This is a genomic window from Sinorhizobium sp. NFACC03, assembly GCF_900103435.1.
Classification (GTDB): domain Bacteria; phylum Pseudomonadota; class Alphaproteobacteria; order Rhizobiales; family Rhizobiaceae; genus Ensifer.
The window spans coordinates 262,533-286,511 of the sequence record NZ_FMXF01000001.1 but is presented as its reverse complement, the minus strand read 5'-3'; the positions used below and the strand labels follow the sequence as shown (position 1 = coordinate 286,511).

The following is a 23,979-nucleotide window of genomic DNA, read 5'->3' as shown; positions in this document are numbered from 1 at the left end:
CACGCAAACGGGTCAATCTCACGCCTTATTAAGCTTTCCCGCCTATGACGGAAGGCAGCAAAGCAGTTCCAGCAAATGCGACACGCGCCTTGCGCTCGGAACTCAGCATAAACAAAGAGATAGAGCGCTTCCAACGGCCGTGCCGGGAGACGCGCTGTTGGAACGTCGGCCGTGCCTCATCGCGTCAAAGCGCTTTATCTCCGCCACCAGGCGCTGATCCACGCCTATCTCTCCATGACCGGAGGCTCGGCCGGGCGGCTCGTGCTGTCGCTCGTCTACTTCATCGCCGTCGCGAACACGCTTGTCATCGCCGATTTTGGTCTCTTTGCCACAGCGTCAGCAGCCGGCATCATGATCTCGCGCGTGCTTGCCTTCGGCTTCATGTCGCCGCTCTATCGGGTCGCCACCGTAAAGCCCCTGCTGGTCGGGACCTACAGCGCCGGCTTCCTGGTGGGTGCGGTGCTCTCGCTGCCGCTGATCGCGATCATCTGCGCCATCATCTTCCTCGCCCTTTTTTCCCGGGACATGACGGCGAGCGCCTTTTCTGCGTTCATGCTGGCGGAAATCATCTGCTGGCGCGGACTGGAAACCGCGGTCATCGTGCTGAATGGCCTTGGCCGTTTCGGACGCGGGGCGCTGCTCGTGGTGATCGGTACGGCGATCCGCACCGGCGCTGCCTTGCTCTTTACTCTCCTATCCTGGAAGACGCTTGAGGCCTGGTCCTATTTCTACCTGGCTGCGAATGCGCTTGGCCTCGTCGTGGCGCTTTTGTGGTTCTACCCTCGCGTCCGGCTGCGCTGGAAGCCCAGGCTCTATTTCCGGCGCTGGTCCGATTCCGTCTCCGTCGCCGGTGCCGAGGTGCTGTTCTACATTCAGTCGGAATTCGACAAGATCGCCGTGCTTGCCATCGGCGGTCCGGCGGTTTCCGGCCTTTATGCCATCCTGATGCGGCTTGCGGACCTGACGGCGCTTCCGGTGCGGTCGTTCAACACCCTGCTCGTCCAGCGCATCATGCGTACGCCCGAGGCGATCGCGCGCTGGCGGATCAGGTTGTCGATCGAACTCCTGGTGGCGCTGGCTTCGCTTGCAGCCATGGCGGCCATGGCTCTCTATCTCTGGATCTTCCCGAACGGCCTCGGCCGCAACGTATCGGCCGCTGCTCCGATCATCGCGATGATCCTTCTCGTTCCCTCGTTCCGCAACCTGATCGAGTATCACTCCGAACTGCTCTATGCGACGGGCCGGACGGTGCGGCGCATGCTCAACCTGCTGATCGCCGGCGTGGTCAAGGTGGCTCTGCTGGTGCTGTTGCTGCGGACAACGACAGATGTTACCGCCTGGGCGCCGTCGCTCAACGCGATCTTCTTCGCGCTCTACGCCCTCTCCTTCGTACTGACTTACACGGCGCTCCGGAAGCCGGCTGAACGCGTCATCTGACGCCGGTCGAACCCTCAGGCGGCGAGTTCGACCACCGCCCTGCGGATGTCATCGAGGTCGTGCCCGACGAAGGATTGAACGCCGATGCCGATCTGGTGCGGCTCCATATCCTTCAGGAAGTCCCTGAGGCCGGAGAGGTCCTGCCGGTAGCTGTCCTCGAACCAGAGCACGTGACAGAGCGCGGCATCGGAGGGCACATGCCCCTCCCCGCCGAGTACCTCGTCGACGAAGCGGCCATAGATCGTGCATTCGGAGAAGGCGCGGGTCCGCGTGATCGCCCGAACCCAATTGCGGCCGTGCTGCGCCTCGATGTGGTCGAGCAGCTTCCGGCACGTGTCCGTGCGCCAGGCGATCAGCGTGTTGATGTAGTCATTGGCCGGCAGGTTACAGGGGCCGATGCCGAGAAGGCGATCGGAATGGGCGAGCCATTCGAGATGGTTGGAGCGCATATGCGCGTCGATCGCGCCATCCTTGCGGTAGAGCGTCAGCCGGTCCGCCTGCCAGAGGCTGGCGGGATCGAAGGCACGCAGGAACACGACGTCGGAGTCGACCGCAAACATCGCCGCCTCGTCGATATGCCGCGCGAGCGCCAGGCGACGAAGCTGCTGCGCATGCCAGCCACGCAACGGCAAACCGAAGGGACTGAGCCATACCTTCCTGCGACCGGCGGATAGTGGATCCGTAACCGGATGCAGCCACCAGGGCAAAAGATCGCCCTCGCTGACGACCACCCGCCGCGCGCCTTCGAGTTGCCGAAAGAGCGTCACGTCAAAATCGGCGACCAGCAGATAGTGCTTCCAATCGCCCTGAAGCTTGCGGTCCATGCTTTCGCACATGAGCCGGCAACGCTCGAAATCGTTCGCATAGGACGCTGTGACAACCGCAGTGCGCATGGTCGGACCGTTCACGATGTCCCCGTTCGAAGGTTGGTGTCGGCGATCGTTTCGCGCGAGCGTCCAGACAGTTTGTGCCAGAGGACATGGCACAGGAAAAGCGGGTTTCCGAGAACGTAGCGGCGCCACATGCGCCGCGGTTCCATCGCCAGACGGAAGAACCACTCCAGCCGCAGCCGGCGCAGGAATTTTGGCGCCCGCGGAAACTCCTCCGCGACGAAGTCGAAGAGCGCGCCGACGGAAATGACCAGCCGGGCGTCCTGGGGGCCGACATGGGCATCGACCCATTTCTCCTGGCCCGGACTGCCCATCGCGACCAAAAGGATATCGGCCTTCAACGCACGGACTTCAGCGAGAATCTCCCGGGACCGTTCCCGGTCGAAAAAACCATCGGAAACCGGCAGGAAGTCGTGCCACGGCGCATGCGCCTGAAAATTCTCGGCGGCACGCGCGAGTACCTTCGGCCGCGCGCCGATCATTGCGATGCGCAGCGGCCTTTCGACATAGGTCAGCAGTGACGGCACGAAGTCCGTGCCATTCAGATTGGCAGGAAACATGCGACCGTAAAAAAGATAGGAGGCGATATCGACGCCGTGCCCATCCGGAAAGACAACCTGGCGCGCCAGTGCCGCACGGTATTCTCCGTCGCGCATCATCAGGTTGGCATTGTTGGCATTGAGGAAGGCGAGGACCGTTTGCCCGCCTGGCCGCGAAAGCGCTTCTGCAGCAAAGGCGAAAGCCTTCGCCCAGCCGAGATCGACGACCGGCATTCCGAGGATCAGACGCCGCGACACGGAAGCGTTGTTTGAGGCAACGATTTTCGTCACGATCGTCCCCCTTCATGAACCGTCAAGTCCGGCGGCAGCGACGGCCCGTCCGCTGCGCTCGCAGGCGCAAGGCCCGCCAGCACATTGCGCATCACCCGCATCAGCCGCACTTTCTGGGCACGGTGGAAGACCGAGCCGTCGAGACGCTGACGATCGCCGGCCCGCACCTTGACAACCTTGTCGACCAAGAGGCGCGCGAATTCCGAGGGATCATCGGCCGCGGAGCAATTGTCGGGGATAGCCTCGATGCCACGCAACGACGCCTGCGTCGCGACGCAGGGCATGCCGAGTTCGAAGGTCTCGAGGCTCTTCAGCTGCACGCCGGTGCCGCCACGGCTGATGAGCGGGACGACCGCGCTTTCGGTGACGAAGGCGCGCGCGTCCGGCACCCTGCCTACGAAGTGGACACCGGGATGGGAGACCGTCGGCACGCCATCCATCTGCCCGGCGATCGCGATCGTCATATCCTCCGGCAAATGCGGGACGACCTCGGCGAGGAACCAGTCGAGGCCCAGCCTGTTCGGCCGCCAGCTCCATGTACCGATCAGGCCGAGATCGTGCTGGAGGTCTTGATCAGGTTCGCCGGTCCGAGCCGCCGGCGCGTCCCAGCCCGTTACCAGCGGCAGAACGAAGGCACGCTCACTGACAGCGCGGCCGAAACCGAAACGATCCGCCTCGGCAAAAGTCCAGACAGCAACCGCATTGTGCGCCAGGTGCTGCTCGTAGTGCTCGAGATATTGCGCTTCGCGCCGGAAGAGAAAGCGCTCGATGGTGCCCTTTGCCCGCTCGGCACTCTCGAAGGCGGAATCCGCCTCGACATTGTGGGCGACATAGACCGACGGATAGGGTCGGAAGACCTGCGCGAAGGCGGCCGGCAATTGCACCGAATTGAGCACCAACCCATCGAACGGGGCCAGGCTGTCGAGGATCGACTGGATCCGGTTTGCCGATACCGTAAGCATCTTGCCGGATGAAACCGACGTGCGGTTAAGGAAGGCGGTCGCGAGCCAGCGCAGTTTCCGAAGCGTGCCGACCTTGGCATTGGTAACCTCGAGCTCGCCGAGGAGGTGCATCTCGCAATCCAGCGCGGGTGTTTGTCCCGGCTGGAGAAAACCGATGACGCTGACCCGGTGACCGAGAGCACGAAGGCCGTCGAGCACGGCCCGGTTGGCGATGTCGAAGCCGGACGCCGGATTGGCCACGGGAACGAGCGAGGAAACCAGGACAAGATGCATTTTGCCACACGTCATGAATGGAACTGGGCACTTCTTTAACAGCATGGGGTGAAAGAGCGCTTAAAGCCCCCTTTCAAAATCTGCCGTCCGGGTTCAGCATCTGTTTAGGAAGATTTGTTGTATTGCACATCAATTTTGCTTGCACAGGTTTCGCCATGACGTCGACCGGCCAGGACATTTCCGTCTACTTCCGGACAGAGCTGGAGGACGCCGGCGACATCGAACTCGTCGTCGTGCTGCCGACGTTTCGCCGGCCCGAACACGTCGTCAAGTCGCTGAAAACCATTGTTTCCCAGAGGCCTGATGTCTCCTTCGCCACGGTCGTCGTGGAGAACGACGATGAAGGATTGGCCGGCGCTCAGGCCGCCAAGGACTTTTTCCTGGGCCATCCCTCCGAATCGATCGTCATCGTCGCGCATCAGCGTGGCAACTGCCATGCGTACAATGCCGGCTGGTCGATGGCGCTCGAAACCTATCCGAACCTCAAGGCGATCGCGATCATCGATGACGACGAGGTCGCGGCACCCGAGTGGCTCGATTGCCTCATCACGGTACAGGAAACGACGGGCGCCGACATGGTCGGCGGGCCGCAGCTCCCGGTCTTCGAGGGCGACGGCGGGCAGAAGTGGAAGCGCCACCCGGTTTTCACGCCCCACTATGACACGACCGGACCGGTGCCGATCCTCTATTCCTCCGGCAACGTTCTCGTTACCCGGCCGGTGCTCGACAGGATGCCGCGGCCGTTCCTGGACCCGGCATTCAACTTTATCGGCGGCGGCGATGCGGATTTCTACAGCCGCAGTAAAGAACAGGGCTTCTGCTTCGCCTGGGCGGCGGATGCCTGGGTCGCCGAAACCGTGCCGGCGCGCCGCACGAGCGCATCCTGGATCCGGGCGCGTAGCCTGCGCAATGGCGCGATCTCGACGATGCTCGAACATCGACGCGACCCAAGTTTCGGCGGGCGGATGCGAACCTTCGGCAAATCGCTGGCGCTGCTCGGCGCTTCGATCCCACGCGGCATCGAGCTCTGGAGCAAGAGCGGGCTGGCAAGCGCCGGGCTCTATCATTTCTATGTGGCGATCGGCCGGTTGATGGCCGAGTTTGGCCTCGTCAACGAACAGTACCGCACGCCGGAGAAAAACTGACGGCAGTAGCATTTGCAGGAGCGCATCCAGGAAAAGCCTGGAGCGGCCTCCGCCCGGAATTCCGCGACGTCAAAAAGGAAATGGTCGAGGTCGGAAAGCGAGCGGACAAAGCGCTCGCGTTTCTCCGGTCAATGCGAGCTGCTTGCCTTGACCGCGCCTTCCGGCAGCTTGTCGCTGGCGACATGGCCGTTCTTGTCGACGATTGGAACCGGCTTCTGCCGCGGCACGTTCTGGCTGTTGGCGACGCGCTTGACGTCGTCCTTGGTGAGGTATTCGAGCTGCTCGACGAGCACCTCCGTGATCACCTCTTCACCGAGCTTCTTGTTCAGGCCATCCTTCACCGTGGTCTTGAAGGTTGGCAGATCGAAGGTGCCGGTATCGGCAACGTCGATGAACTTCGAGCCGACGAGCAGATCGTAAAGCACGTCGGTGACCATCTGCCGGAGCGGAGCACGGAGATTGTTGATCCCCTCCTTGGTCGCAGAGAAGGAAAGCTTCGTGAGGAAATAGCCCTGGACCGAGCCCTCCTTGATCACCGGAATGGTGATCATCTCACCGGGAACATATTGTTCCGACGCGCGACGAGCTGCCTCGCCGTCCGTGACGACGGGCGCCGAAGCGCTTTGCATCGAAAAATAGACCGATCCGAGCGTGACCGCGCAGACCCAGACCCCGGTGAGAATGAGCTTGAGCATCAGAAATCGCTATAGCGGAACTGCGCTTCGGAATAGATGCCGTCCGCATCGGCATCCTGTGCAGCCGTCTTCAGGAGGTCGACGACGGAGCGCACCGCTTCGAGATGCGCTTCCACCTTCTGCGAGTTGATCGCCAGCTTGTCACGCAGGTGACGAGCATGCGAGGAGAAGGTCGACGACGTCTCTCCCGGCAACATGTCGCGATGCAACATCGTCAGTTCGTAGAGGCAACGACTCTTGTGCGCGTTCGACGTCTTGATGTCGAATTCCGGGTCGAGACCGATGCGGCTGTTCTCGTTGTCGAGGATCATTTCCAGTCGCCCGAGCACGTTCTGGATCCGGACGTCATTGGATGCCACAGCTTCCATGAATCAACTCCCAATTAAGCTTGCTTGTTCTTGTCGTCTTCAGGCGTAAAGCCGGTCAGCGTCTTGCGCTCATATTCCTGCACGAGGCTTGCGGCGAGGTTTCGGCTGTTGCCATCGAGCGAGGCCTGGACCCGATCGGTCGCGCTGCCGCTCGCCAGCTGATCGGCGATGCCGATGCCGCCGCTCTTCGAGATGACGTCGCCGATCTGCTCGGCCATCATGCTCTTCCAGATATCGCCTGCGTTCCCTTTACCGAACACGTTCTCGCTGTCGGTCGGCAACATCGACTTCACGAAGTTCTGCAGCACCATGGCCTCGAACTTTCGATAGGTTTCAGGGATCTTCTTCTGCTCGACGCGGTTGTTGATGTCGCCGAGCCCGGTCGAGCCGTCGGAAGAATTGAGGATGTTGACGGCGGCGGTGAAACCGTTGCCGTTTTCCGCGAGGCTCGTCGCCTTGAAAGCCGCACGATTGGCCTTCAGCCGCGCCTGCGCTTCCTGCACCTCGGTCGGGTCGGCGGCGCGCACGACATCCATCACCAGATCGCTGGGCGGAGAGATGGCCATGACGAATCCTCTCAAAATCGAGCCTGCATCGACCAAGGGCGACGCACAAAGGCAATAGTCGGACCGGCATCGCTCCACCGTCGGAGCATCCCCGGATGGCGTACTATCGCCCGTCAACCTTACCGGAAGCTGGCGCCTGCCCCGTAACGTGTTGATCGATCAGGTCATAGATGGAGTTGTCGGCTTCCTCGCGCTCCTCGGACTGGCGCGCTTCCTTCATGTTTTCCTCGAGCCGGTCGGCCTTTGCCCGCTCCCTCAGCATCCGCGCTTCATGCGTCTGCTGGATGCCGAGCAACATCTGGTCCTTCTGCACCAGACGCCCGACCTGCGAGGAATAGTGGCCGGAGAACATGCGATGCATCGGATGGGCCGAACCCATGGCATCGACGACCACGTCGATCGTCTCGGCCAAGGCCTCGCGTTGGCGCACCATCTCGACATAGTCGGCCTCGGCCATCTGCTCGAGATGGCGCTGGACGGCCACCAGGCGCTTGAGCTTCTGCGAACGCGTCTTCATCTGGCTATCCTCCCTGCATGACCGGCGCGAAACCGTCGCCGAACAGGCGCAGCATTGCGGCAATGCCGAGATAGAGCAGGAACATGCCGCCCATGATCAGATAGGGCTGCGAAATGAAGTAGATCGGGATCTGCGGGGCGAGCTTGTTGACCATGCCGATCGCTACGTTGAAAAGCAGGCCGTAGATGACGAAGGGGCTCGCGAGCCTCAGCATGATCATGAAGGTCTGCGCCAGCGAGTCCGTGAGCGTGATCAGCACGCCCTGCGGATCGAAGGCGGTACCGATCGGCATGGCGCGATAGGATTGCACGATCGCCTCGATCATCACGTGATGGAAATCGAGCATGAAGAGCACCATCAACCCGGCGAAGCTGATGAGGCTGGTCAATTGGTTTTCCGGCGTGTCTTCAATCACATCCGACGAGGGCGGGGAGCTGAAGCCCATCAACATGGTGATCGCCGCGCCGGCGAACTGCAGCCCGAGCACATAGTAGCGGGCGACGAGACCCATGACCACGCCGACGGCCGTCTCGGCGGCGATCAGATAGATGTAGGTGTGCCCCTTGCCGGTCACCTCAGGATAGATGTCCGTCCACATGACCGGCAGGATCGCCATGGACACCGCGACCGCGATGAAGAGCCGGACCTGCATTGGAACGCGGGCAGAAGAAAACCCGGGCATGATCATGATGCAGCCACCGATCCGGCAAAAGGCCGCGAACAGCGCGAGAACCGATCCCTCCGGGTCGGTGATCATGAAACGGAGCCGATGATCTTGATCTCGAGGCCCTTGGCAAGCTCGACATGCGAGAGCACGGGCAAAGTGGCAAAGAGACGCTCGATGATCATGCGAACATAAGAGCGGGATTCGGGCGAACTTACCAGTACGAAGGGCATGCCGCGATCGAGATGTTCACGGATAACTTTGGTCGCCTGTTCGCTGAATTCTTCCAGATGGCGCGGGTCGATGTCGAACTCGACGACTTCGCCCTTGGCGTCGCGCTTCAGCGCCTGATGGAAGACCATGTCCCACTTGTTGCCGAGGCGCAGCACGCGCAAGACGCCATTGTCGGCAAGATCGCCGCAGAGCTGCTGCGACATGCGCACGCGCACATGCTCGACGATCTGTTCGGTCTTGCGCACATGCGGCGCAAGTTCGGCAACCGCTTCCAGGATCAGGTGCAGGTTGCGGATCGAGACACGCTCGGCAAGCAGCAGCTTCAACACGGCCTGCAGGCCGGAATAGGACATGTGCGAGGTGCAGATTTCGTCGGCGAGCTTGCGGTATTCCGGGTCGAGCCGTTCGATCAACACCTTCACGTCCTTGTAGGAGAGCAGGTGCGGCAGGTTGTTGCGAATGACCTCGCTCAAATGCGTCAGCACTACCGAGACGTTATCGATCGGGTGGAAGCCTTCGCGCTTCAGGTCTTCGGTGAAGGTTTCGAGGATAGAAACCGCCGGCATGCCGAAGGCGGGTTCGCGGATCTCGTCGCCCGGCACGCTCGGCCGGCGGCCGCCGCCTGTCACCACCAGCACTTCGCCGACACGCACAGTGTTCGAGGCGATCGTCGTACCGTGGATACGGATATGATAGGCCTTGTCCGGAATGCTGATGTCGTCGGACACCTTGATTTCGGGAATGACGAGGCCGTATTGCCCGGCGAATTTGCGGCGCATCTTACCGACGCGGAAGGCCAGTTCCTGGTGGGCGCCGAGCAGACGCGTCGAGACCTGTTTGCCGAGGAGAAGCTCGATCTCGGCGGTCTTCAGCACCGATTTGACGGAATCCGCCTCGCCTTCCTTGGTCTGCTGGACCTTGGCGGCCTCCTCGGCGCGGCGGGCCGCATTGGCCGCTTCGATCTGGCGCGGCACGAGCCAGCTCAGAAAAGCCATGCCGCCGCCGAGAACGGCGAAGGGTAGGAACGGCAGGCCGGGGACGACCGCCAGGAGAATGATCAGACCGGAGGCGACCATCAGCGCCTTCGGATAGCCACCGAGCTGGCCGACGACGGCCTGATCGGTCGAACCCGAAGTACCACCGCGCGACACGAGCAGGCCGGCGGCGAGCGAGACGATCAGCGCCGGGATCTGCGAGACGAGACCGTCGCCGACCGAGAGCTTGACGAAGACGTCGGCCGCTTCTCCGATCGGCATGCCGTGGCGGAGATAGCCGATAATGATGCCGCCGAAGATGTTGATCGCGGTGATGATGAGGCCGGCGATCGCATCGCCGCGCACGAATTTCGAGGCACCGTCCATCGAGCCGTAGAAGGAGCTTTCCTCTTCGAGTTCGCGGCGGCGGCGCTGGGCCTCCTTTTCGTCGATCAGGCCGGCCGAGAGGTCGGCGTCGATCGACATCTGCTTGCCTGGGATCGCATCGAGGGTGAAGCGCGCGCCAACTTCGGCGATACGCGTCGCACCCTTGGTGATGACGATGAAGTTCACGGTGATCAGGATCAGGAAGACGATCAGACCGATGACGAAATCGCCGGACATGACGAGGCTGGCAAAGCCCGAAATGACGCCACCGGCAGCACCATGACCTTCATGGCCATGCGAAAGGATGACGCGGGTCGTGGCGATGTTCAGCGCCAGACGCACCATGGTCGAGATCAGCAGAATCGTCGGGAATGAGGAGAACTCGAGCGGGCGCTGGATCCACAGCGAGACCATCAGGATCAGAACCGAAAAGGCGATCGAAAACGCCAGCCCCATGTCGATCAGGAACGGTGGAATGGGCAGGAAGAGGATCGACAGGATCATCACGATGCCGAGCGCAAAGCCGACGTCGCGGCCCTTCGGTGCGACTTTCGGGATGATCAGCGCTGCTTGTTGTGCCATGTCTCTTCCGTCTCATCATGAGAACAAGGCAGCATTCACACGCGCTGCCCCACTTTAGAGATGGAAATAGCGGCCCAAGCTTGCGCGAGGGTTTCACGGCCGCACGTGCAGATCGCCCCGCACTGCGAGCGGATCAGAAACCGGATTGGATGCGCGAAAAGATGATGTCGGTGAAAATGGAGATCTGGGCGCCGATGAAGGGCGCAGAAACGGCAACCGTGATCATGACCGCAAGAATCTTCGGCACGAAGGTCAGCGTCATTTCCTGAACCTGCGTCAGCGCCTGAATGAAGGCGATGACGACGCCGACGATCATCGCGGCGAGTACGGCGGGCCCCGAGGCCACGATCACGGTCCAGATCGCGGCCTGTACGATATCGAGGGCATCCGCCTCATTCATGGATGGTTCACTTCACCTTGACGCCCGGGCCGATAACAAGCTCCTTGCCGCTATCCAGCACCGCAATGATTCCGTCAGAGTATAGTTTCACTTCCTTAACCACGCCAGTGGTCTTGCCGTCCTCGCTGGTGACGGTGCGTCCGATCACCGCATCGGCTTCGCTCAGCGACGTGCGCTGGAGGAGGCTCTCGAGGTTCTTGTTGGTCTTGATCGTCTGTTCCACCTGCGAAAAGGTCGCGAGCTGGGCGATCTGCTGGGTCGCATCCATAGGTTGCGTCGGATCCTGGTTTTTCATCTGGGCGACCAGCAGCTTCAGGAAGCTCTCGTAGTTGAGCGATGCCTTGGCCGCGTCGCCGCCCGAATCCTGGCCGGAAACGATCGGGGTGTAGCTGTTGTTGTTGACGCCGCTTACCGCCACGGTGCGATCTCCTTGCGAATCTGCTCGACCGTCGCCGGCGTGATTTCCTGCGTGTTGAGAATGCGGTCTTCGATCGCGTAGAGGCCACGGATCGCTTTCAGCGCCTCGAAGGCGCGGCCGTTGGTGACGAGACCGTCGACGCGCTTCAGTTCGGCCAGAATCTCTTCGTTCTTGAAGCAGTTGAGCAGCATGACGACCGACTTGCGGAACATGGCGGTCGACTGTTCCGCACCTTCCGGATTGATGAGGATCATCTGCGCGATGAAGTAGAGCTGCTTCAGCGGCGTCGTCGCGTCTTCCGGCTGCAGCACGTGGTTTTCGAGCAGGAAGGTCACGTCGTTCAGAAATTCGACTGCGACCTTGCGGTCAACGCGAAGCACCGCGCCGTTAACAAAAATCCGTTCGCCCGACTTCAGCGAAATACGCAGTGTGCTCTTCATTTCAGTCCATCCCTGATGATGGTGGTAATGTCAATTATGCCCTGGAAGTTGGAGGATTCGCGTTTGCGGATCTTCTCTGTCTCGTTGAGTATCCAGATGGCGATCGAAATCAGATTGGCGCGCAGCTCTTCGTTGAGCTGGTTTTCCGGAGCGCGCAGATCCTCGATGAAGCGGATCCACAGGCGCCGGGTGAAGTAGATGGCCTCGATGGCCTCTCTCGAATACCCTTTCTGCTGTTTCGCTGCTTCCATGAGCGCGATCGAGCGATCGAGTACCTGCCGTTCTCGATTTTTGGAGTCGGCGACGCCGTCCTCCATGATCTCGGCATAGGAAAACTGATACATTCAGACATCCTTCATGTTTGTCCGGTTCCCCATACTAGAGGAAATTGAGCAAGCTCATCTGCTGTAGTCGCGACGTTAGTGTATAGGACGTTTCCAACTGCACCTTTAGCGTGTTGATCCGGGTCGATGTCTCGATCGGATCGACGCCCTCGATGTCGGCGACATGCGTGTTGACGAGCTTGAGCTGCGCTTCGATGGAGGTATTCGCCTTCTTGACGCGCGCTTCAGAGATACCGAGCGAGCTGCGCTCCGCGTTGAGGCCGGCAATCCCCTGTTCCGCGTAGTCGAGGGCTGCGACGCCAATGGCCGAGCGCACCTCAGGCGTTACGTTCTTGTCCATCAGTTCAGCGGCGATCACGCTTGCCACCGCGAACATCCGGAAACCCTTGGTATTGGCGTTGGTCGAGCTCTCGATGACTTCGCTGGTGCTGATCCGGCTCGTCATGTTCTGGTTCGAAGCGTCGGACCAGTTGGCATCCCAGCCAGGTCCGGTGAACATCGGTTCGACGGTGTTCTTGATGAAGTCCTGCATTTGCGTGACGGAGAACTGGTTCATGCCGGTCAGCGGCGGAACCTGCGCAGCCATGAAGGTCGAGAGTGCATTGTCGAAAGCAGTCTTGGCGGCCGACGGCGGTGTCGTGTCGTAGTCGGCAACCGGCTTGGCATCCGTGTTGATGCCCGAAAACAGGAACTCGCCATTGAAAGAAGTGTTGGCCGCAGCAGTAAAGGTCTGCAGCGCGCCCATGATCTCGGTCTTCTGGATCTTCAACTGGCTGGCAGCATCGTTGCCCTTGTAGGTGACGAGTGTGTCGCGCACCTTTTCCGCCGCCTTCGCCATGGTCTCGAGAGCGCCCTGCGAACCGGAGAGACGCTGGGTCACGACCGAGTTCGTGCTCTTCATCGAGTTCAGCCGGTCCAGCTCGCGCTGAAGGTTGAGTGAACGCGACGCCGTCGCACCAAGCGCCAGGCCAACGTCATAGTGGCGGCCGGTGGTCTGCTCCTGGGTGAGTTTGAGCAGCTCCGACTGATTCTGCTGGATCGTCAGGCGCATTGCGCTCTGGATCGCCAGATTAGAAACGTAGGACGTCTTCATGATTACCTCACGGCTTCCATAAGGGCTGCCATCATGGCATCCACGGTACTGACCAGCTTGGCCGATGCTTTGTAGGATTGTTCGAGATCGAGCAGCAGCGACAGTTCTTCGTCGATGCTGACGCCCGTCTGCTTGCTGAGTGCTTCCTGGGTGCGCGCAAGCATTGCCTGCTTGTTGTCGTCCGCGGTCGAGGCCGTCTTGCGTGTCTGCTCGAGCCAGCCAACCGAACCGGTCGCAAAGTTCAAAAGGCTGCTATTGCTATCGAGGCCAGTCGACGGGGCGAACGACATGTTCTCGCCCATCTTGTTGATGAAGCCGTCGAGCAGCGCGGTATAACCGGGGCTCGGATTGGCCGCACCGCCCGGGTTCGACACCACGCCATTGAAGCCGCCGTCTCGCAGCAGCAACGGGTTCGCTTTGGCCAAGGCGTTGACGGTGATCTTGGACGCCATGCCGGGGACGATGGTGCCCGTTGGCGGAACGCCAGCACTTCCCCAGGTGAACAAGCCGGGCTGATACGCGATTGCCGGCGGGCTGCCTTCCTTGAAAAGCTCGACCAGACCGCGCGCGATCTCGTCCAGCTGCGACTGGAACTTCGGCGCGATATCGTCGCGCAACTGCACCAGGCTCGCGAGCTTGCCCTTGGCTGTCGTGTCCGCGCCGGTTCCGGCTGCGATCGGCACGCCATCGACGAAAATCTTGTTTCCTGTGACGGTGGCGTCGAATGTGGTGGTAGGAGCGAAAGTGACCTGACGCGGAATGTTCTCGAAGAGCACCGTGCCGTCGGTGGTGAAGATCACCGTATCGCTGTTGCCGCGCGTGACGGTGGAGATGCCGATGATCTCCGAAACCTGCTTCAGGATCTTGTCGCGCTGGTCGAGCGCGTCGCTGGCGTCACTGCCTAGGGCCGTCGCCGACTTGACGGCGTTGTTGGCCTTCTCGAAATCCGCCAGCAAGCCGTTCAGCTTGTCGACCTCAAGGGCGATTTCCTTGTCGGCATCCTTGCGCAGGTCCTGCACCGTGGTGGAGGTTTTGTTGAGCGAGTCGGCGAGATCCTGCGCATCGGAGACGGCCGTCGCCGCGATCGTCTTGTTCCCCGGCGTCGCAGCCAAGGTCTGTAGGCTGTTGCGGAAGTCCGAGAGCAGCTTCGACGGCGCCGTTTCATAGTTGTTGCCGCCGAGCGCCGACTTCAGCAGTTCCAGCCCGTCGCGAAGTCGGGCCTGGCCCGAGGCTTCGCCGATGCTGGCGATGCTCTGCTTGAGCAGCGCCTCGTTCTGGGCCCGGTAAATGGATACGACCTGCGCCCCGTTCGGCGTGCTGCCCAAGAGAGCGAGACGACGCGAATAATCCGCATTGCCCGCATTCGCGATGTTCTTCGACACGGTCGCGGTCTGCTGCGCCGTATTGCTGAAGGCCTGCTGTGCGATGGATATTGCGGAGGACAGCGACATGACGCGGACCGTATCTCTTTCAATTACCGTTTCAGGTTGACCAGCACGTCAAGCAGGTCCGAGGCGGTCTGGAACACCTTGGAGTTTGCCGTGTAGTTGCGCTGCGCCTCGATCATCGAGGTCAGTTCGTTGGCGATGTCGACGTTGGAGTTTTCAAGCGCCTTGGACTGGATGTTGCCGAATGCCCCGGAGCCGGCAAAACCGGTGACGATGACGCCGGAATCGGTGCCCTGCGAATAGACGTTGCCCGATTCCGGCTGCAGCTTGTCCGGGCTCTGCACGGTCGCCAGCGCGATGCGATACTTCGGGACGAGGTTGCCGTCGCCGTACTTGACGTAGACGATGCCTTCCTTGTCGATCTCGAAGCCCGACATCTTGCTCGGCTTGCTGCCGTCGATGCCGCCGCCGGTGCTGGTGAAGTCACCGCCGAGCTGCGTGGTCTTAGTGGTGTCGATCGTCAGAGCGCCGAGATTGGCGCCGGTGCCCGGCAGGTTGTTGATAGCCGTCGTCGTCAGTGTGGCAGGGACCGCGCCGGTGCGCTTGCCGGCCGCGTCGAAAGTCATGACCTGAGAGCCGATCACACCGGTGATCGGCGGGCCGGCCGAGTAAGTCGCCCGGTCGCGGATCTCCAGCGACCACTCATTGACGTTGGTTTTCTTGTAGACGAAATCGAGGATACGGGTGTTGCCCTGGCTGTCATAGACGACGAGCGAGGTCGCCTTTTCGTCGCCGATCGCTGCACCCGACGGCAGGTTGGCTTCCATCGCACCCTTGGTCGAACCGGAGGCCACCAGGCCTTCGTCCTTGAGCTTGACCTGCGTCAAGCCGTCAAAGCCGTTGACAACAACCGTCGGATCAGCGCCGGCCTTGTATTCGTAACCCATCAGCGTGAAGCCGGCGGTGTTGACGAGGTTGCCGTCCTTGTCGGGGACGAAGGAGCCGGCACGCGTCAGGAAATTCTGGCCGCCATTGCCCTGGACGATGAAGAATCCGCCACCGTTGATGGCCAAGTCACTTGCTGACGTCGTGTAGCTCGTGCCGCCCTGCTGCGAGATGCTGTAGCGCACCTGGGTCTCGACGCCGCCGGAATTGTAGTTGCCGCCGCCAGAAGGCAGGATCATCGACGAGAACTCGGTCGAGGCGCGCTTGTAGCCCGTCGTGTTCGCATTCGCGATGTTTTCGGCGACCGTGCCGAGACGGTTGGACTGGGCGTTCATACCGGACACGCCCGTTCTCATGCTGCCATAGAGACTCATATCGGATCCTCATTTCTTTGTTACGGCGACACTAGGAAGCGGGCCTTGCGTGAACCTGTCTTGATTCGGCGCCCGCTCAACCGCGTGGCGTTCAGTTCCAGTCGATGCAGTAGCCAAGGAAGCGCTTGGAATCGATCGGATCGAAGCCGAGCTTCTTGCGCAGTTTCTTGCGCAGCTTGCTGATGTGGCTCTCGACGACGTTTTCTTCGACGTCCTCGTCGAAGATCCCGTAGATCGCGTTGAAGATCTGCGACTTGGATACGCGGCGGCCGCGGTTTGCGACCAAATACTCGAGAATCCGCCGTTCGCGGCGCGGCAGTGCGAAGACGTCGCCGTTGATCTCCGGATCACGGCCATCGGCAAAAACGCGGATCGGACCGATGTCGGTAAAGTTGGCGATCGCCTTCAGGCGTCGGCGGATTGCAGCGACGCGGGCGAGGATTTCGCGGGGGTGAACCGGCTTGCGCACGACGTCGTCGACGCCACAATCAAAGAGCGCAAGCGTGTTTTCGAGAGAGGGGGTGTCGCTGACGGCGATGACGGGCGCCATCGACCGGTCGCGGATGGCGCGAGGCAGTGCGAAGGTGGCGTCGCCCTGACCGATCAGGAAGGCCTCAACGGCATCGATATCCGAATCAGCCGCCGCGTTTACCCACTCGCCAAACTCCCTGGGGTCGAAGCCCGTCGAGGGAATTCCTTCACGCCCGAAGAGCGACGTATAGCCGTCCTTCACAAGCTCTCTTTCATCAACCACTACGATCATTCGCCCGCCTCCGAATCAGTATGGCTCCGCACTGATCGAGAGGTACGAATCGAGGGATTCATGAACAACTAGAGGAAGTTACTGGGTGGAATTAATAATTGATTAACCATGTTTCGCCGATTTGATCTATATCTAGTGGCACCCCGTTAACATCGATACTAAAATAATGTGGAAAAGTTAACGGATTACGACAAATCCGCTTGCCGTCACATTGTCCACGCAATGTCGCCACAATGCGGCGGCGCCTTCAAAAATACAATTATTGGTTGCTCATTGACAGAACTGCGTGGCGTTCGGCGTCCACTTGCCGTAGCCCGTCGCGACGAGATTCGCGATCACCCGACAGACATATTTCTTCTGCGCCGGGTCGTTGTTCGGGCCCGCGTGATAGCGGGCGACAGCCATAGTCCAAGTCTCATGCTTGGCGTGCAGATTGGCCAGGAAGCGCGCGGCATATTCGACATTCTTGCGCGGGTCAAGCATCTCCTGCGGCGAGCTGAAATGCTCGCCATGGAAGTAATAGTTGATCTGCATACAGCCAAGATCGATGAGCTTGGCGCCCTGCGCACGGGCATTGCCGAACTGCGTGAGAACGTCCTGTTCACTGGTACCGAAATAGGCCTTGCCTTCGATGTTCATCGCATAGGGCTGCAGCGAGCCCTTGCGGCCGGTTTCGGTCAACCCGACGGAATAGAGTATCCCGGCGGGGATGTCGTATTTCGCCGCGGCGTTCATGATCTCGCGTTCGCAGACGCCGGCGCTGGCCAAGGCACTACATGTAGACGTGACCAGTGCGAGAGCGCTCAGTGCCGGCAGCCGCATCGTCCGTCCCGCCATTGCCAACCCACCTTTCCGCCATCGAAGCCTGGCCGTCGTCCTGTCGCTGCTGACGTCCCTGGGCGTTGCCGTCAGCCCGCTCGCGTCCCTGCTGCCCGGCCTGGGCTTGTGCCTGAGCCTGCGAGCCTCCACCCGAGGACGTGTCGCCGCCCGAATTGAAGACGATGTTGACCTGGTCGACCGCGAAGCCCTGCGCACGCAGGGCCTTCACCATCTCGCTCTGGTCGTCGCGCAACTGCCGGAACGCTTCGCCGGTCTCCACCTTCAGCTCGACCTGCAATTCGTCATCCTTGAGCCTCAGCGTGGCGGTGACGAGACCGAGTTCGATCGGATGGAGCTGGATCTTCAGCGTGTTCAGCGTCTTGCCTGCTTGGGTCCAGGCGCCTGGCTGGCTGAGTGCCGCGCTCGGCTGCAACGGGCTGGCGCCGACTTCGCCTGCGATCGCGTCCGCCACGGCGCTCGTGTTCGGATTCATCGAGATGCCCAGATAGCGCCGAGCCTCAAGCACCGTGACGTTCTCGACCTTGGCAGCCTGCGAACGGGTGCCGTCGAAGGCAGCCCCTCCATCCTTGGAGAGGCTCATGGTTACGGCCTGTCCCTTGCCGTCGGCCCGGGCGAAGCGGAAGAGCCGATCCGCGTCGCCCTCGCCTGCCGCGGACTCGGCCTTCGCGCCGTGCTCGCCGGTCCCAGCGACATGCATGCCTGCAGCCTCGCCCGTGCCAGTCGCCGGCTGACGGCCGGCCTTGGTCGTTTCGCCGAGCGCCTGCCCGACTGCCTGGCCGCCGCCAAGCAGCGTCAACAGGTCATCCATATCCGTCTTCGACGCCGACGTCGCTTCGCTGCCCTCGCCATTGGCGGCATCGGCGTCGCCTACCGCCGTCGTCTCGCCGTTTGCCTGCACCTTTGCCAGCCGCTCCGCAAGGGCGGCAATGCGCTCTGCGAGTTCGTCCGGGACGGTCGCGTTGTTCAAACCGGCCGGATCCGCGTTCGCCTTGGCCGTCTCGGCCTTGTTCGCCGCGCGCCGCGCGCCAAGGTCGCGTTCCGTTGCTGGAAAACGGTCGTGGGGGGCGTGTTCGCCAAGTGCTTGTTCGTCGCGGCCGATGGCAATGCTGCGCGTCGCCGCACCGTGCCTGCCGGCGGTCTTGGCAATGTTGTCCTTGTCGATCAAGGCTCCAGCCTCCGCGTCGTCGCCGGCAGCGGTGTCGCCGAGGCCCTTGCCGGTTCCCGCCTGATCATTCGCCTTCTGCCGTCCAGCATTTGCCACGGCGTCCTCGAAGGCGCCACCCGCCTGCTCCTTGCCGCCGGCGCGCCCATTTCCCTTGCCGGCAGGGGCCGGGGGCAGACCACGCAGGCTATCATCAAGAGCCCTCATTTCCCTTCTCCCTTCAGGAGAGCATCGATCTCTTCGATCTTCGACCTCCCCTTCGCCACGAACCCGTCGTGTTCGGGATCGCCGGCCGCACCGGCATCGATTTCCGCCGCGCCTTCAGCTGCGGCCACCGGGATCGGCGTATTGCCGAAGGGGCTTAGGCCACTGCCTGTCTCCTCACCCGTTTGCGAGCCGTCGGCTTCGACCGGTCTATCGGGTTTAGACGCAAACGCTTGCGTGAGGCTTTCATCATTCGGCGGCCTGACGACCGCATCTGCGACGGCTCTTGCGGCATCTCGCAGCGCACGGTCGCGTGGCGAAAGCTCCGCATCCGGTATCGCTGCTATGCTCGCTGTCGCGGCGAACACGTCGCTGGAGGGAACGGACGCAAGGCCCGCATAGAAGCCCGCGAGCACCTTCGGCTGCATTGCGCCGTCGGCACCAAGCGCTTCTGCCCGCTCAGAAGCCTGCTTCGCCAATACCTGCTTGCCGGCAATCGCTGCGCGCCGGGCGACACGCAGATAGACCTCGCGCTGGCGCGGCGCGTCCATGAAGTCGAGAATCTCGGAGATCCGCCCCTGGGCTTCTCCGTCGAAATGCGCGACGGCGAGCTCGACGAAGACGTCGGCGAACTGGCTGGCATAGGGAGACGTCAGGTAGCGGCGCGCATAGGTCAGCGCGTAGTGAAAGCCCTTGTCCGGCGCGTCGGCCTGCACCGCAAGGAACACCGAGCGACGCAAGGCCGCCTCCTCGATGATCGTGCCGGGAGCCGTCAAACGCGCCCAGTCGTAGTACTTCATCGCCGCAACCGGATCCTGCTGCGAGGTCGCATTGCCAAGAATGAGATAGAGATAGGGACCGATGCGGGCGTTTCGATATTCCGGGGCAGCCTTGGACAGGTTCTCGACGATCAGACCACCCTTGCCGTTCAGATAATGCCGTAGCGCTTCGGTCACGCGGGAATCGAAATTGCCGGCCACGTCATGATCCGAAAGGTACTTCAGCGTCTCGGGATTGCCGCCGCTCATCGCATAGACAAGCGCCGCATCGACGTTGCGCGGGTCGCTAAACACCGAGGCATCGGCGGCGCGCAACCGCTTGTCGATCGCCCCGAGCATGAAACGCTGCATCTCGATCGCGGAGTGATCGCCGAGCACCACGGAGTCCTGCACATATTGCAGCGACCGGATCATCTTGAAGGGTGCGAGTTCCTCGATATCGTTCGCCCTGGCGCTCCCGATTGCAAACGGGGTCGCCAGCACGCAGCAGGTCATCAGGATCGATCGCAGGCGTCTCAGCATCATGTTTAACCCGGAGCCGATTGCAGCAGGATCTCGATGCGCCGGTTGCCCGGCGCATAGGGATCAGCCGGGATCTGCAACCGCCGGTCGGCGAAGCCAGTGATCTGGCTGACGCGGCCTTCCTTCAGACCACCGCGAACGAGCATGTAATAGGCACTCTGGGCGCGTGCGGCGGAGAGCCGCCAGTTGTCATAGGTGCCGTCCTTGAACGGGCGACCGTCGGTGTGGCCGCGGATCGCGACAGCACCCTGCCGCTCGGCGAGCAGATGGCCGATCTTTTCCATCGCCAGTACCAGTTCCTTCTGCGGCACGGCCGAACCGATGGCGAACATCTGCGCGTCCGTGCGCTCGCTGATCGTAACCATGAGACCGCCCTCGGCCGGCGTTACGACGAGGCCTTCCGCCAGCTGGCCAGCCTCACCGGCAAGCTCCTTCTTGAGCTCGGCCTGGAGTTCTTCGGCCTGTTTCTCCGCGGTCGCCTCGGCCGTGTCGGTCTTCGGCTTGTCGCCGGCGTCGCTCTCGGCCGTTTTGTCCGTGCCGTCTCCTGCCTTCGCCTGCTCCGCCTGTTTTTCATCCTCGGTCTTGTCGACCGCGGGCGCGCCACCTGCCTGCATCGCAGATGCCGCGGCGAGCGCCACGTCGCTCTTGGTCGTATTGCCCGCTTCGGTCAGTTCGACCTGTTTGGTCCAGAAATCCGGATCGAACGGATCGCGATAGGCTTCGCCGCCGTCGGCGCCGGTTGCCGGACCGGACTGAGCCGCTCCGCCCTCACCCTTCACGCTGATGTTGGCCTGCTGGCCGACTTCGCGGGCGATTTCGGAGAGCACCGAATAGGGGTTCTCGAAGAAGTCTGCGTCGGAATACTTCGTTTCTTCGCCCGAGGTCGCCGTCAACTGGTCGCCGGTCTTGGCCGACCCACCGGACTTTTCCTGCTCGCCATCGACCTTGGAGCGCTGCTGCGTCTCCTCGCCCTGCGCATCCTTCGCCGGATCCTTCAAGCCGCGTTCGGCAGGCTTCTGGTCGGTCAATTGCACCGGATTGAAATAGGAGGCGATCGCCGCCTTCGTTTCCTCGTTGGCAGCGTTGATCAGCCACATGACGAGGAAGAAGGCCATCATTGCCGTCATGAAGTCGGCATAGGCGATCTTCCACGAGCCGCCGTGATGCCCGTCATGGCCACCGTTGTGGCGCTTGACGATAATGATCTCATGTTTGCCGTTGTGATGGTTTTCGTCGCTCATGCGAGAACTTTCCGGACGGTATCGGCCCAGGCGGCCATGCGTGTCACCAGGATCGCACCGTCCATTTCGACAGCGAGATCGATGTCGTCGGTTTCGACGTGGCGGAACAAAGGCATGTCCTCCCCGAGCTGGCGCTTCAGCGCCTCGAAGAGTTGGGTTGGGCCCTTGACGACGAGGGTGCAACCTTCGCCGGCCACCAGGCCCTGCTTAATCATCTGCGCCATATCGGCGACGGCGCGCTGCAGGAGGGCATCCTCCATGACCGGCGCAAGAACCCGAGCGGTCTGGTCTCCGAGCGCGGCCACCAGACTGTCGGCCATGTCGGCAAAACGCTCTGCCAGGCGGTTGGCGGTCTCTGCTTCGAGGCGTTGGGTCAAGGCCGCGAGCTCGGCCGCATGGGCCGCCTGCAGGTCGGCAATCTGGCGCTCGTGTTCGAAGACGAGCTCGGCCGTCGCCTCGGCGCGGCCTTCTGCGAAGGCGCGTCGGCGCTCCGCGTCGATGTCAATCTCTGGCATGGCTGGCCTCGCCCCGAGGCGGTCGCCATCGGCATAGTCGCTGTCCAGGTCGGGGAAATATTTTTGGGGCATCAGCGACAGCTCGACTTTCGGCGCGCTGAAATCCTTGAGGTAGCGGGAGAGCATCGCACTCATGACCGGTCACTCGCGGCGGCGCAGCGATGCGGCAATCCCCGTCTGATCACGAGACGGCACCCTCTGGCGCGGACTTCCATGGCTCCTGGCACTGCTGACATGTCTCCCACGGGTCCAGCCGCGGATGCGAAGAACCCAACATTCTTGACGTACATCGGCGATGTTCGGGCTAGTCGTTCCCGGAGCAATCCGATGCAGGCGGCGGCCAAGATTCATTTTGGCCGGCAGTCATGCGACAGGACTGCGAGAGAAGGCTATTCGGTCAAACTTGTGCGAAAATGAATGTGTTGGACCGCGCCAGGGCAATTAGCGCGGTCCAACCGTTTCCACCGGGGCCGTGACCGACGACGTGGCAGAACTCAAACTTTGCCGCCCCCATTCCGGGAAAGCGGAAGCGTTTTGGCGGATCCGCCGGGCGCAGCCGGCCGCTCTCCGCCGATGCGCCTTACTGTTGGAACAGGCGCAGGATGTTCTCGGAGTTCGTATTGGCGATCGAGAGCGCCTGGATGCCGAGCTGCTGCTGCGTCTGCAGTGCCTTGAGGCGCGTCGATTCCTCGTTCATGTCGGCATCGACGAGGCGACCGACACCCTTGTCGATCGTATCCATCAGGTTGGCGATGAAGCTCTCCTGCATGTCGATGCGCTTGGTGATGGCGCCGAGCGTGGAACCGGCATCCGTCAACTGGCCGAGGATGTGGTCGACGACGCGGATCATGTCGTCCATCTGGGCGTCGGTGGTCGCTGCCGTCAGCTTGACTTCCGACGAGGTCGCATTCGGGGTGGTCACCGGTGCGCCGATCAGGTGGAAAAGCTTGGCCGAGGTGCCGACCGGCGACGTGAGCAGCGAGGCGTCGTAGCTTCTGGTCAGGAGGCCACGGCTCGCATTGGCCGTATCGATCAGCATGGATTGCGCCGTGTCGAAGTCGAGCGTGGTGACCGACACGTTGCCGTTGGCATCGCGGTTGAACGAGGCAACGATCGACTTGGTGCCGACGGAAGCCGCATTCGCGTTATAGAGCCAGTTTTCGCTGGAGAAGGATGCGGACTGCGCGGCAGCCAGGAGCTGGTTCTTGAGTTCGGTGATTTCCTTGTCGATCTTCAGCTTGTCGACGCCCGGCTCGCGCGCGGCAACCAGCTTGCGCTTGATCTCGCTGACGACGTCGATGGACGAATTCATCGCCGCATAGGCCGTGTCGATCTTGGCTGCACCGAGGCCGAGTGCGTCTTCGACGGTCGACAGCGCCGCATTGTCGGAGCGCATGGTGGTCGCGATCGACCAGTAGGCGGCATTATCCGCAGCGGTCTGCACGCGGTAGCCGGAGGAAATCCGATCCTGGACCTCGGCCATGTCGGTATTGATGGAACGCAAGGTCTGAAGCGCCGCCATGGCGGCGGTATTGGTCATGATGCTGGTCATTGGTCACCTGCCCGGAATGAATTTCTGAAGACATTCCGGAGTGCAGAACCGGCAGCGATGGGACTGGCATCATGCGAATCGCCCCTGTTTTGCCCTGGAGGCGACCCTTCGCTCTTAACCAAGATGTAACGATTGCATGGTTAACAAATGGTTAACGCCGTTAGTAAGTCGGTAACAAAGGTGAACAAAAATAAGGGAATATGGATGAAAGGTTAAAGGCGGATCGCGCCCGCTGCCAAAGTTTGAAGCGCAAAACGAAAAAGGCCGCACGACCCCGTTGGGCGTGCGGCCTTTCTGCTGTGTGCGCAAGAGGGGCGAAAAATCGCCCGTCTTGCCTGTCGTTCGCTTAGCGGAACAGCGACAGGATGTTCTGCGAGTTCGAGTTGGCGATCGTGAGCGCCTGGATACCGAGCTGCTGCTGCGTCTGCAGAGCCTTCAGGCGGGTCGACTCTTCGTTCATGTCAGCGTCGACGAG

General features: G+C 61.7%; 26 protein-coding genes. 2 read left to right on the top strand and 24 right to left on the bottom strand.

Annotated elements, in window-relative coordinates; translation table 11 throughout:
- Positions 1-171: 171 nt before the first annotated feature.
- A complete protein-coding gene (locus tag BLU35_RS01445; protein WP_057251040.1) occupies positions 172-1,437 on the top strand; it encodes a lipopolysaccharide biosynthesis protein in 1,266 nt (421 codons plus the stop codon).
- A gap of 14 nt (positions 1,438-1,451) precedes the next feature.
- Here BLU35_RS01445 and BLU35_RS01440 read toward each other — a convergent pair whose 3' ends face one another.
- From BLU35_RS01440 to BLU35_RS01430, 3 genes are read right to left on the bottom strand one after another with little or no spacing between them, the layout of a single operon-like run.
- Complete coding sequence (locus tag BLU35_RS01440; RefSeq protein WP_306341281.1) at positions 1,452-2,345, bottom strand: DUF6492 family protein; 894 nt, start codon at positions 2,343-2,345, stop codon at positions 1,452-1,454.
- Complete coding sequence (locus BLU35_RS01435) at positions 2,342-3,157, bottom strand: WecB/TagA/CpsF family glycosyltransferase (RefSeq protein ID WP_286161422.1); 816 nt, start codon at positions 3,155-3,157, stop codon at positions 2,342-2,344. The genes BLU35_RS01440 and BLU35_RS01435 overlap by 4 nt, the downstream gene beginning before the upstream one ends.
- Positions 3,154-4,392, bottom strand: coding sequence for a glycosyltransferase (locus BLU35_RS01430; protein ID WP_093231963.1), 1,239 nt, complete (start codon positions 4,390-4,392; stop codon positions 3,154-3,156). Before BLU35_RS01430 ends, BLU35_RS01435 begins: the two co-directional genes overlap by 4 nt.
- A 155-nt stretch (positions 4,393-4,547) precedes the next feature.
- On the opposite strand from BLU35_RS01430, the gene BLU35_RS01425 reads away from it, so the two are divergent.
- On the top strand, positions 4,548-5,537 hold the full coding sequence (locus tag BLU35_RS01425; protein WP_057251114.1) for a glycosyltransferase family 2 protein: 990 nt from the start codon (positions 4,548-4,550) through the stop codon (positions 5,535-5,537).
- 128 nt (positions 5,538-5,665) lie between these two features.
- Here the strand turns inward: BLU35_RS01425 and BLU35_RS01420 are convergent, their stop codons facing one another.
- From BLU35_RS01420 to BLU35_RS01320, 21 genes are all read right to left on the bottom strand, one after another.
- Positions 5,666-6,232: a hypothetical protein gene (locus tag BLU35_RS01420; RefSeq protein ID WP_058325392.1), complete on the bottom strand. Its 567-nt coding sequence runs from the start codon at positions 6,230-6,232 to the stop codon at positions 5,666-5,668.
- Positions 6,232-6,600 (bottom strand): hypothetical protein, encoded by a 369-nt coding sequence (locus BLU35_RS01415; protein ID WP_058320491.1) that lies wholly within the window; start codon positions 6,598-6,600, stop codon positions 6,232-6,234. Before BLU35_RS01415 ends, BLU35_RS01420 begins: the two co-directional genes overlap by 1 nt.
- A 14-nt stretch (positions 6,601-6,614) precedes the next feature.
- The gene (locus BLU35_RS01410; RefSeq protein WP_057251047.1) at positions 6,615-7,166 is read right to left on the bottom strand and encodes a rod-binding protein; all 552 of its coding nucleotides are present in this window, start codon (positions 7,164-7,166) and stop codon (positions 6,615-6,617) included.
- 103 nt (positions 7,167-7,269) lie between these two features.
- Positions 7,270-7,683: a hypothetical protein gene (locus BLU35_RS01405; RefSeq protein ID WP_058320493.1), complete on the bottom strand. Its 414-nt coding sequence runs from the start codon at positions 7,681-7,683 to the stop codon at positions 7,270-7,272.
- 4 nt (positions 7,684-7,687) lie between these two features.
- Complete coding sequence (fliR, locus tag BLU35_RS01400; RefSeq protein WP_058320494.1) at positions 7,688-8,440, bottom strand: flagellar biosynthetic protein FliR; 753 nt, start codon at positions 8,438-8,440, stop codon at positions 7,688-7,690.
- The gene (flhA, locus tag BLU35_RS01395; protein ID WP_058320495.1) at positions 8,437-10,524 is read right to left on the bottom strand and encodes a flagellar biosynthesis protein FlhA; all 2,088 of its coding nucleotides are present in this window, start codon (positions 10,522-10,524) and stop codon (positions 8,437-8,439) included. The genes fliR and flhA overlap by 4 nt, the downstream gene beginning before the upstream one ends.
- Before the next feature lie 133 nt (positions 10,525-10,657).
- Entirely contained in the window at positions 10,658-10,924 is a 267-nt protein-coding gene (fliQ, locus tag BLU35_RS01390) for a flagellar biosynthesis protein FliQ (protein WP_043624946.1), read from the bottom strand.
- Between the two features lie 7 nt (positions 10,925-10,931).
- Entirely contained in the window at positions 10,932-11,342 is a 411-nt protein-coding gene (gene flgD / locus BLU35_RS01385; RefSeq protein WP_057251055.1) for a flagellar hook assembly protein FlgD, read from the bottom strand.
- Complete coding sequence (flbT, locus tag BLU35_RS01380; protein ID WP_025425943.1) at positions 11,333-11,782, bottom strand: flagellar biosynthesis repressor FlbT; 450 nt, start codon at positions 11,780-11,782, stop codon at positions 11,333-11,335. The genes flgD and flbT overlap by 10 nt, the downstream gene beginning before the upstream one ends.
- Positions 11,779-12,126 (bottom strand): flagellar biosynthesis regulator FlaF, encoded by a 348-nt coding sequence (gene flaF, locus BLU35_RS01375; protein WP_034800744.1) that lies wholly within the window; start codon positions 12,124-12,126, stop codon positions 11,779-11,781. The genes flbT and flaF overlap by 4 nt, the downstream gene beginning before the upstream one ends.
- Before the next feature lie 34 nt (positions 12,127-12,160).
- On the bottom strand, positions 12,161-13,219 hold the full coding sequence (locus BLU35_RS01370; protein ID WP_057251057.1) for a flagellar hook-associated family protein: 1,059 nt from the start codon (positions 13,217-13,219) through the stop codon (positions 12,161-12,163).
- A 2-nt stretch (positions 13,220-13,221) separates the two neighbouring features.
- Positions 13,222-14,670 (bottom strand): flagellar hook-associated protein FlgK, encoded by a 1,449-nt coding sequence (gene flgK, locus BLU35_RS01365; protein WP_057251059.1) that lies wholly within the window; start codon positions 14,668-14,670, stop codon positions 13,222-13,224.
- A 23-nt stretch (positions 14,671-14,693) separates the two neighbouring features.
- Complete coding sequence (locus tag BLU35_RS01360; protein ID WP_093231962.1) at positions 14,694-15,926, bottom strand: flagellar hook protein FlgE; 1,233 nt, start codon at positions 15,924-15,926, stop codon at positions 14,694-14,696.
- Positions 15,927-16,017: 91 nt separating this feature from the next.
- The gene (gene rem / locus BLU35_RS01355; protein ID WP_093231961.1) at positions 16,018-16,689 is read right to left on the bottom strand and encodes a transcriptional activator Rem; all 672 of its coding nucleotides are present in this window, start codon (positions 16,687-16,689) and stop codon (positions 16,018-16,020) included.
- Positions 16,690-16,959: 270 nt separating this feature from the next.
- A complete protein-coding gene (locus BLU35_RS01350) occupies positions 16,960-17,511 on the bottom strand; it encodes a transglycosylase SLT domain-containing protein (protein WP_057251064.1) in 552 nt (183 codons plus the stop codon).
- Complete coding sequence (gene fliK, locus BLU35_RS01345) at positions 17,462-18,898, bottom strand: flagellar hook-length control protein FliK (protein WP_093231959.1); 1,437 nt, start codon at positions 18,896-18,898, stop codon at positions 17,462-17,464. Before fliK ends, BLU35_RS01350 begins: the two co-directional genes overlap by 50 nt.
- Entirely contained in the window at positions 18,895-20,196 is a 1,302-nt protein-coding gene (gene motC, locus BLU35_RS01340; protein ID WP_093232306.1) for a chemotaxis protein MotC, read from the bottom strand. Before motC ends, fliK begins: the two co-directional genes overlap by 4 nt.
- A gap of 5 nt (positions 20,197-20,201) precedes the next feature.
- Entirely contained in the window at positions 20,202-21,437 is a 1,236-nt protein-coding gene (locus BLU35_RS01335) for a MotB family protein (RefSeq protein ID WP_093231958.1), read from the bottom strand.
- Positions 21,434-22,087 (bottom strand): hypothetical protein, encoded by a 654-nt coding sequence (locus BLU35_RS01330; RefSeq protein WP_058325386.1) that lies wholly within the window; start codon positions 22,085-22,087, stop codon positions 21,434-21,436. Before BLU35_RS01330 ends, BLU35_RS01335 begins: the two co-directional genes overlap by 4 nt.
- A 445-nt stretch (positions 22,088-22,532) precedes the next feature.
- Positions 22,533-23,504 (bottom strand): flagellin N-terminal helical domain-containing protein, encoded by a 972-nt coding sequence (locus BLU35_RS01325; protein WP_058320502.1) that lies wholly within the window; start codon positions 23,502-23,504, stop codon positions 22,533-22,535.
- 346 nt (positions 23,505-23,850) lie between these two features.
- A partial coding sequence (locus BLU35_RS01320; RefSeq protein ID WP_286161437.1) for a flagellin occupies positions 23,851-23,979 on the bottom strand: 129 nt, incomplete at its 5' end.

Coding starts and splice junctions, on each gene's coding strand:
- BLU35_RS01415 (WP_058320491.1), bottom strand. CDS start 6,600: ATGGAAGCTGTGGCATCCAATGACGTCCGGATCCAGAACGTGCTCGGG.
- motC (WP_093232306.1), bottom strand. CDS start 20,196: ATGCTGAGACGCCTGCGATCGATCCTGATGACCTGCTGCGTGCTGGCG.
- rem (WP_093231961.1), bottom strand. CDS start 16,689: ATGATCGTAGTGGTTGATGAAAGAGAGCTTGTGAAGGACGGCTATACG.
- flhA (WP_058320495.1), bottom strand. CDS start 10,524: ATGGCACAACAAGCAGCGCTGATCATCCCGAAAGTCGCACCGAAGGGC.
- BLU35_RS01410 (WP_057251047.1), bottom strand. CDS start 7,166: ATGGCCATCTCTCCGCCCAGCGATCTGGTGATGGATGTCGTGCGCGCC.
- flaF (WP_034800744.1), bottom strand. CDS start 12,126: ATGTATCAGTTTTCCTATGCCGAGATCATGGAGGACGGCGTCGCCGAC.
- BLU35_RS01420 (WP_058325392.1), bottom strand. CDS start 6,232: ATGCTCAAGCTCATTCTCACCGGGGTCTGGGTCTGCGCGGTCACGCTC.
- BLU35_RS01335 (WP_093231958.1), bottom strand. CDS start 21,437: ATGAGCGACGAAAACCATCACAACGGCAAACATGAGATCATTATCGTC.
- flbT (WP_025425943.1), bottom strand. CDS start 11,782: ATGAAGAGCACACTGCGTATTTCGCTGAAGTCGGGCGAACGGATTTTT.
- fliR (WP_058320494.1), bottom strand. CDS start 8,440: ATGATCACCGACCCGGAGGGATCGGTTCTCGCGCTGTTCGCGGCCTTT.
- BLU35_RS01430 (WP_093231963.1), bottom strand. CDS start 4,392: ATGCATCTTGTCCTGGTTTCCTCGCTCGTTCCCGTGGCCAATCCGGCG.
- BLU35_RS01325 (WP_058320502.1), bottom strand. CDS start 23,504: ATGACCAGCATCATGACCAATACCGCCGCCATGGCGGCGCTTCAGACC.
- BLU35_RS01405 (WP_058320493.1), bottom strand. CDS start 7,683: ATGAAGACGCGTTCGCAGAAGCTCAAGCGCCTGGTGGCCGTCCAGCGC.
- BLU35_RS01360 (WP_093231962.1), bottom strand. CDS start 15,926: ATGAGTCTCTATGGCAGCATGAGAACGGGCGTGTCCGGTATGAACGCC.
- BLU35_RS01370 (WP_057251057.1), bottom strand. CDS start 13,219: ATGAAGACGTCCTACGTTTCTAATCTGGCGATCCAGAGCGCAATGCGC.
- fliK (WP_093231959.1), bottom strand. CDS start 18,898: ATGAGGGCTCTTGATGATAGCCTGCGTGGTCTGCCCCCGGCCCCTGCC.
- BLU35_RS01425 (WP_057251114.1), top strand. CDS start 4,548: ATGACGTCGACCGGCCAGGACATTTCCGTCTACTTCCGGACAGAGCTG.
- fliQ (WP_043624946.1), bottom strand. CDS start 10,924: ATGAATGAGGCGGATGCCCTCGATATCGTACAGGCCGCGATCTGGACC.
- flgK (WP_057251059.1), bottom strand. CDS start 14,670: ATGTCGCTGTCCTCCGCAATATCCATCGCACAGCAGGCCTTCAGCAAT.
- BLU35_RS01330 (WP_058325386.1), bottom strand. CDS start 22,087: ATGAGTGCGATGCTCTCCCGCTACCTCAAGGATTTCAGCGCGCCGAAA.
- BLU35_RS01350 (WP_057251064.1), bottom strand. CDS start 17,511: ATGCGGCTGCCGGCACTGAGCGCTCTCGCACTGGTCACGTCTACATGT.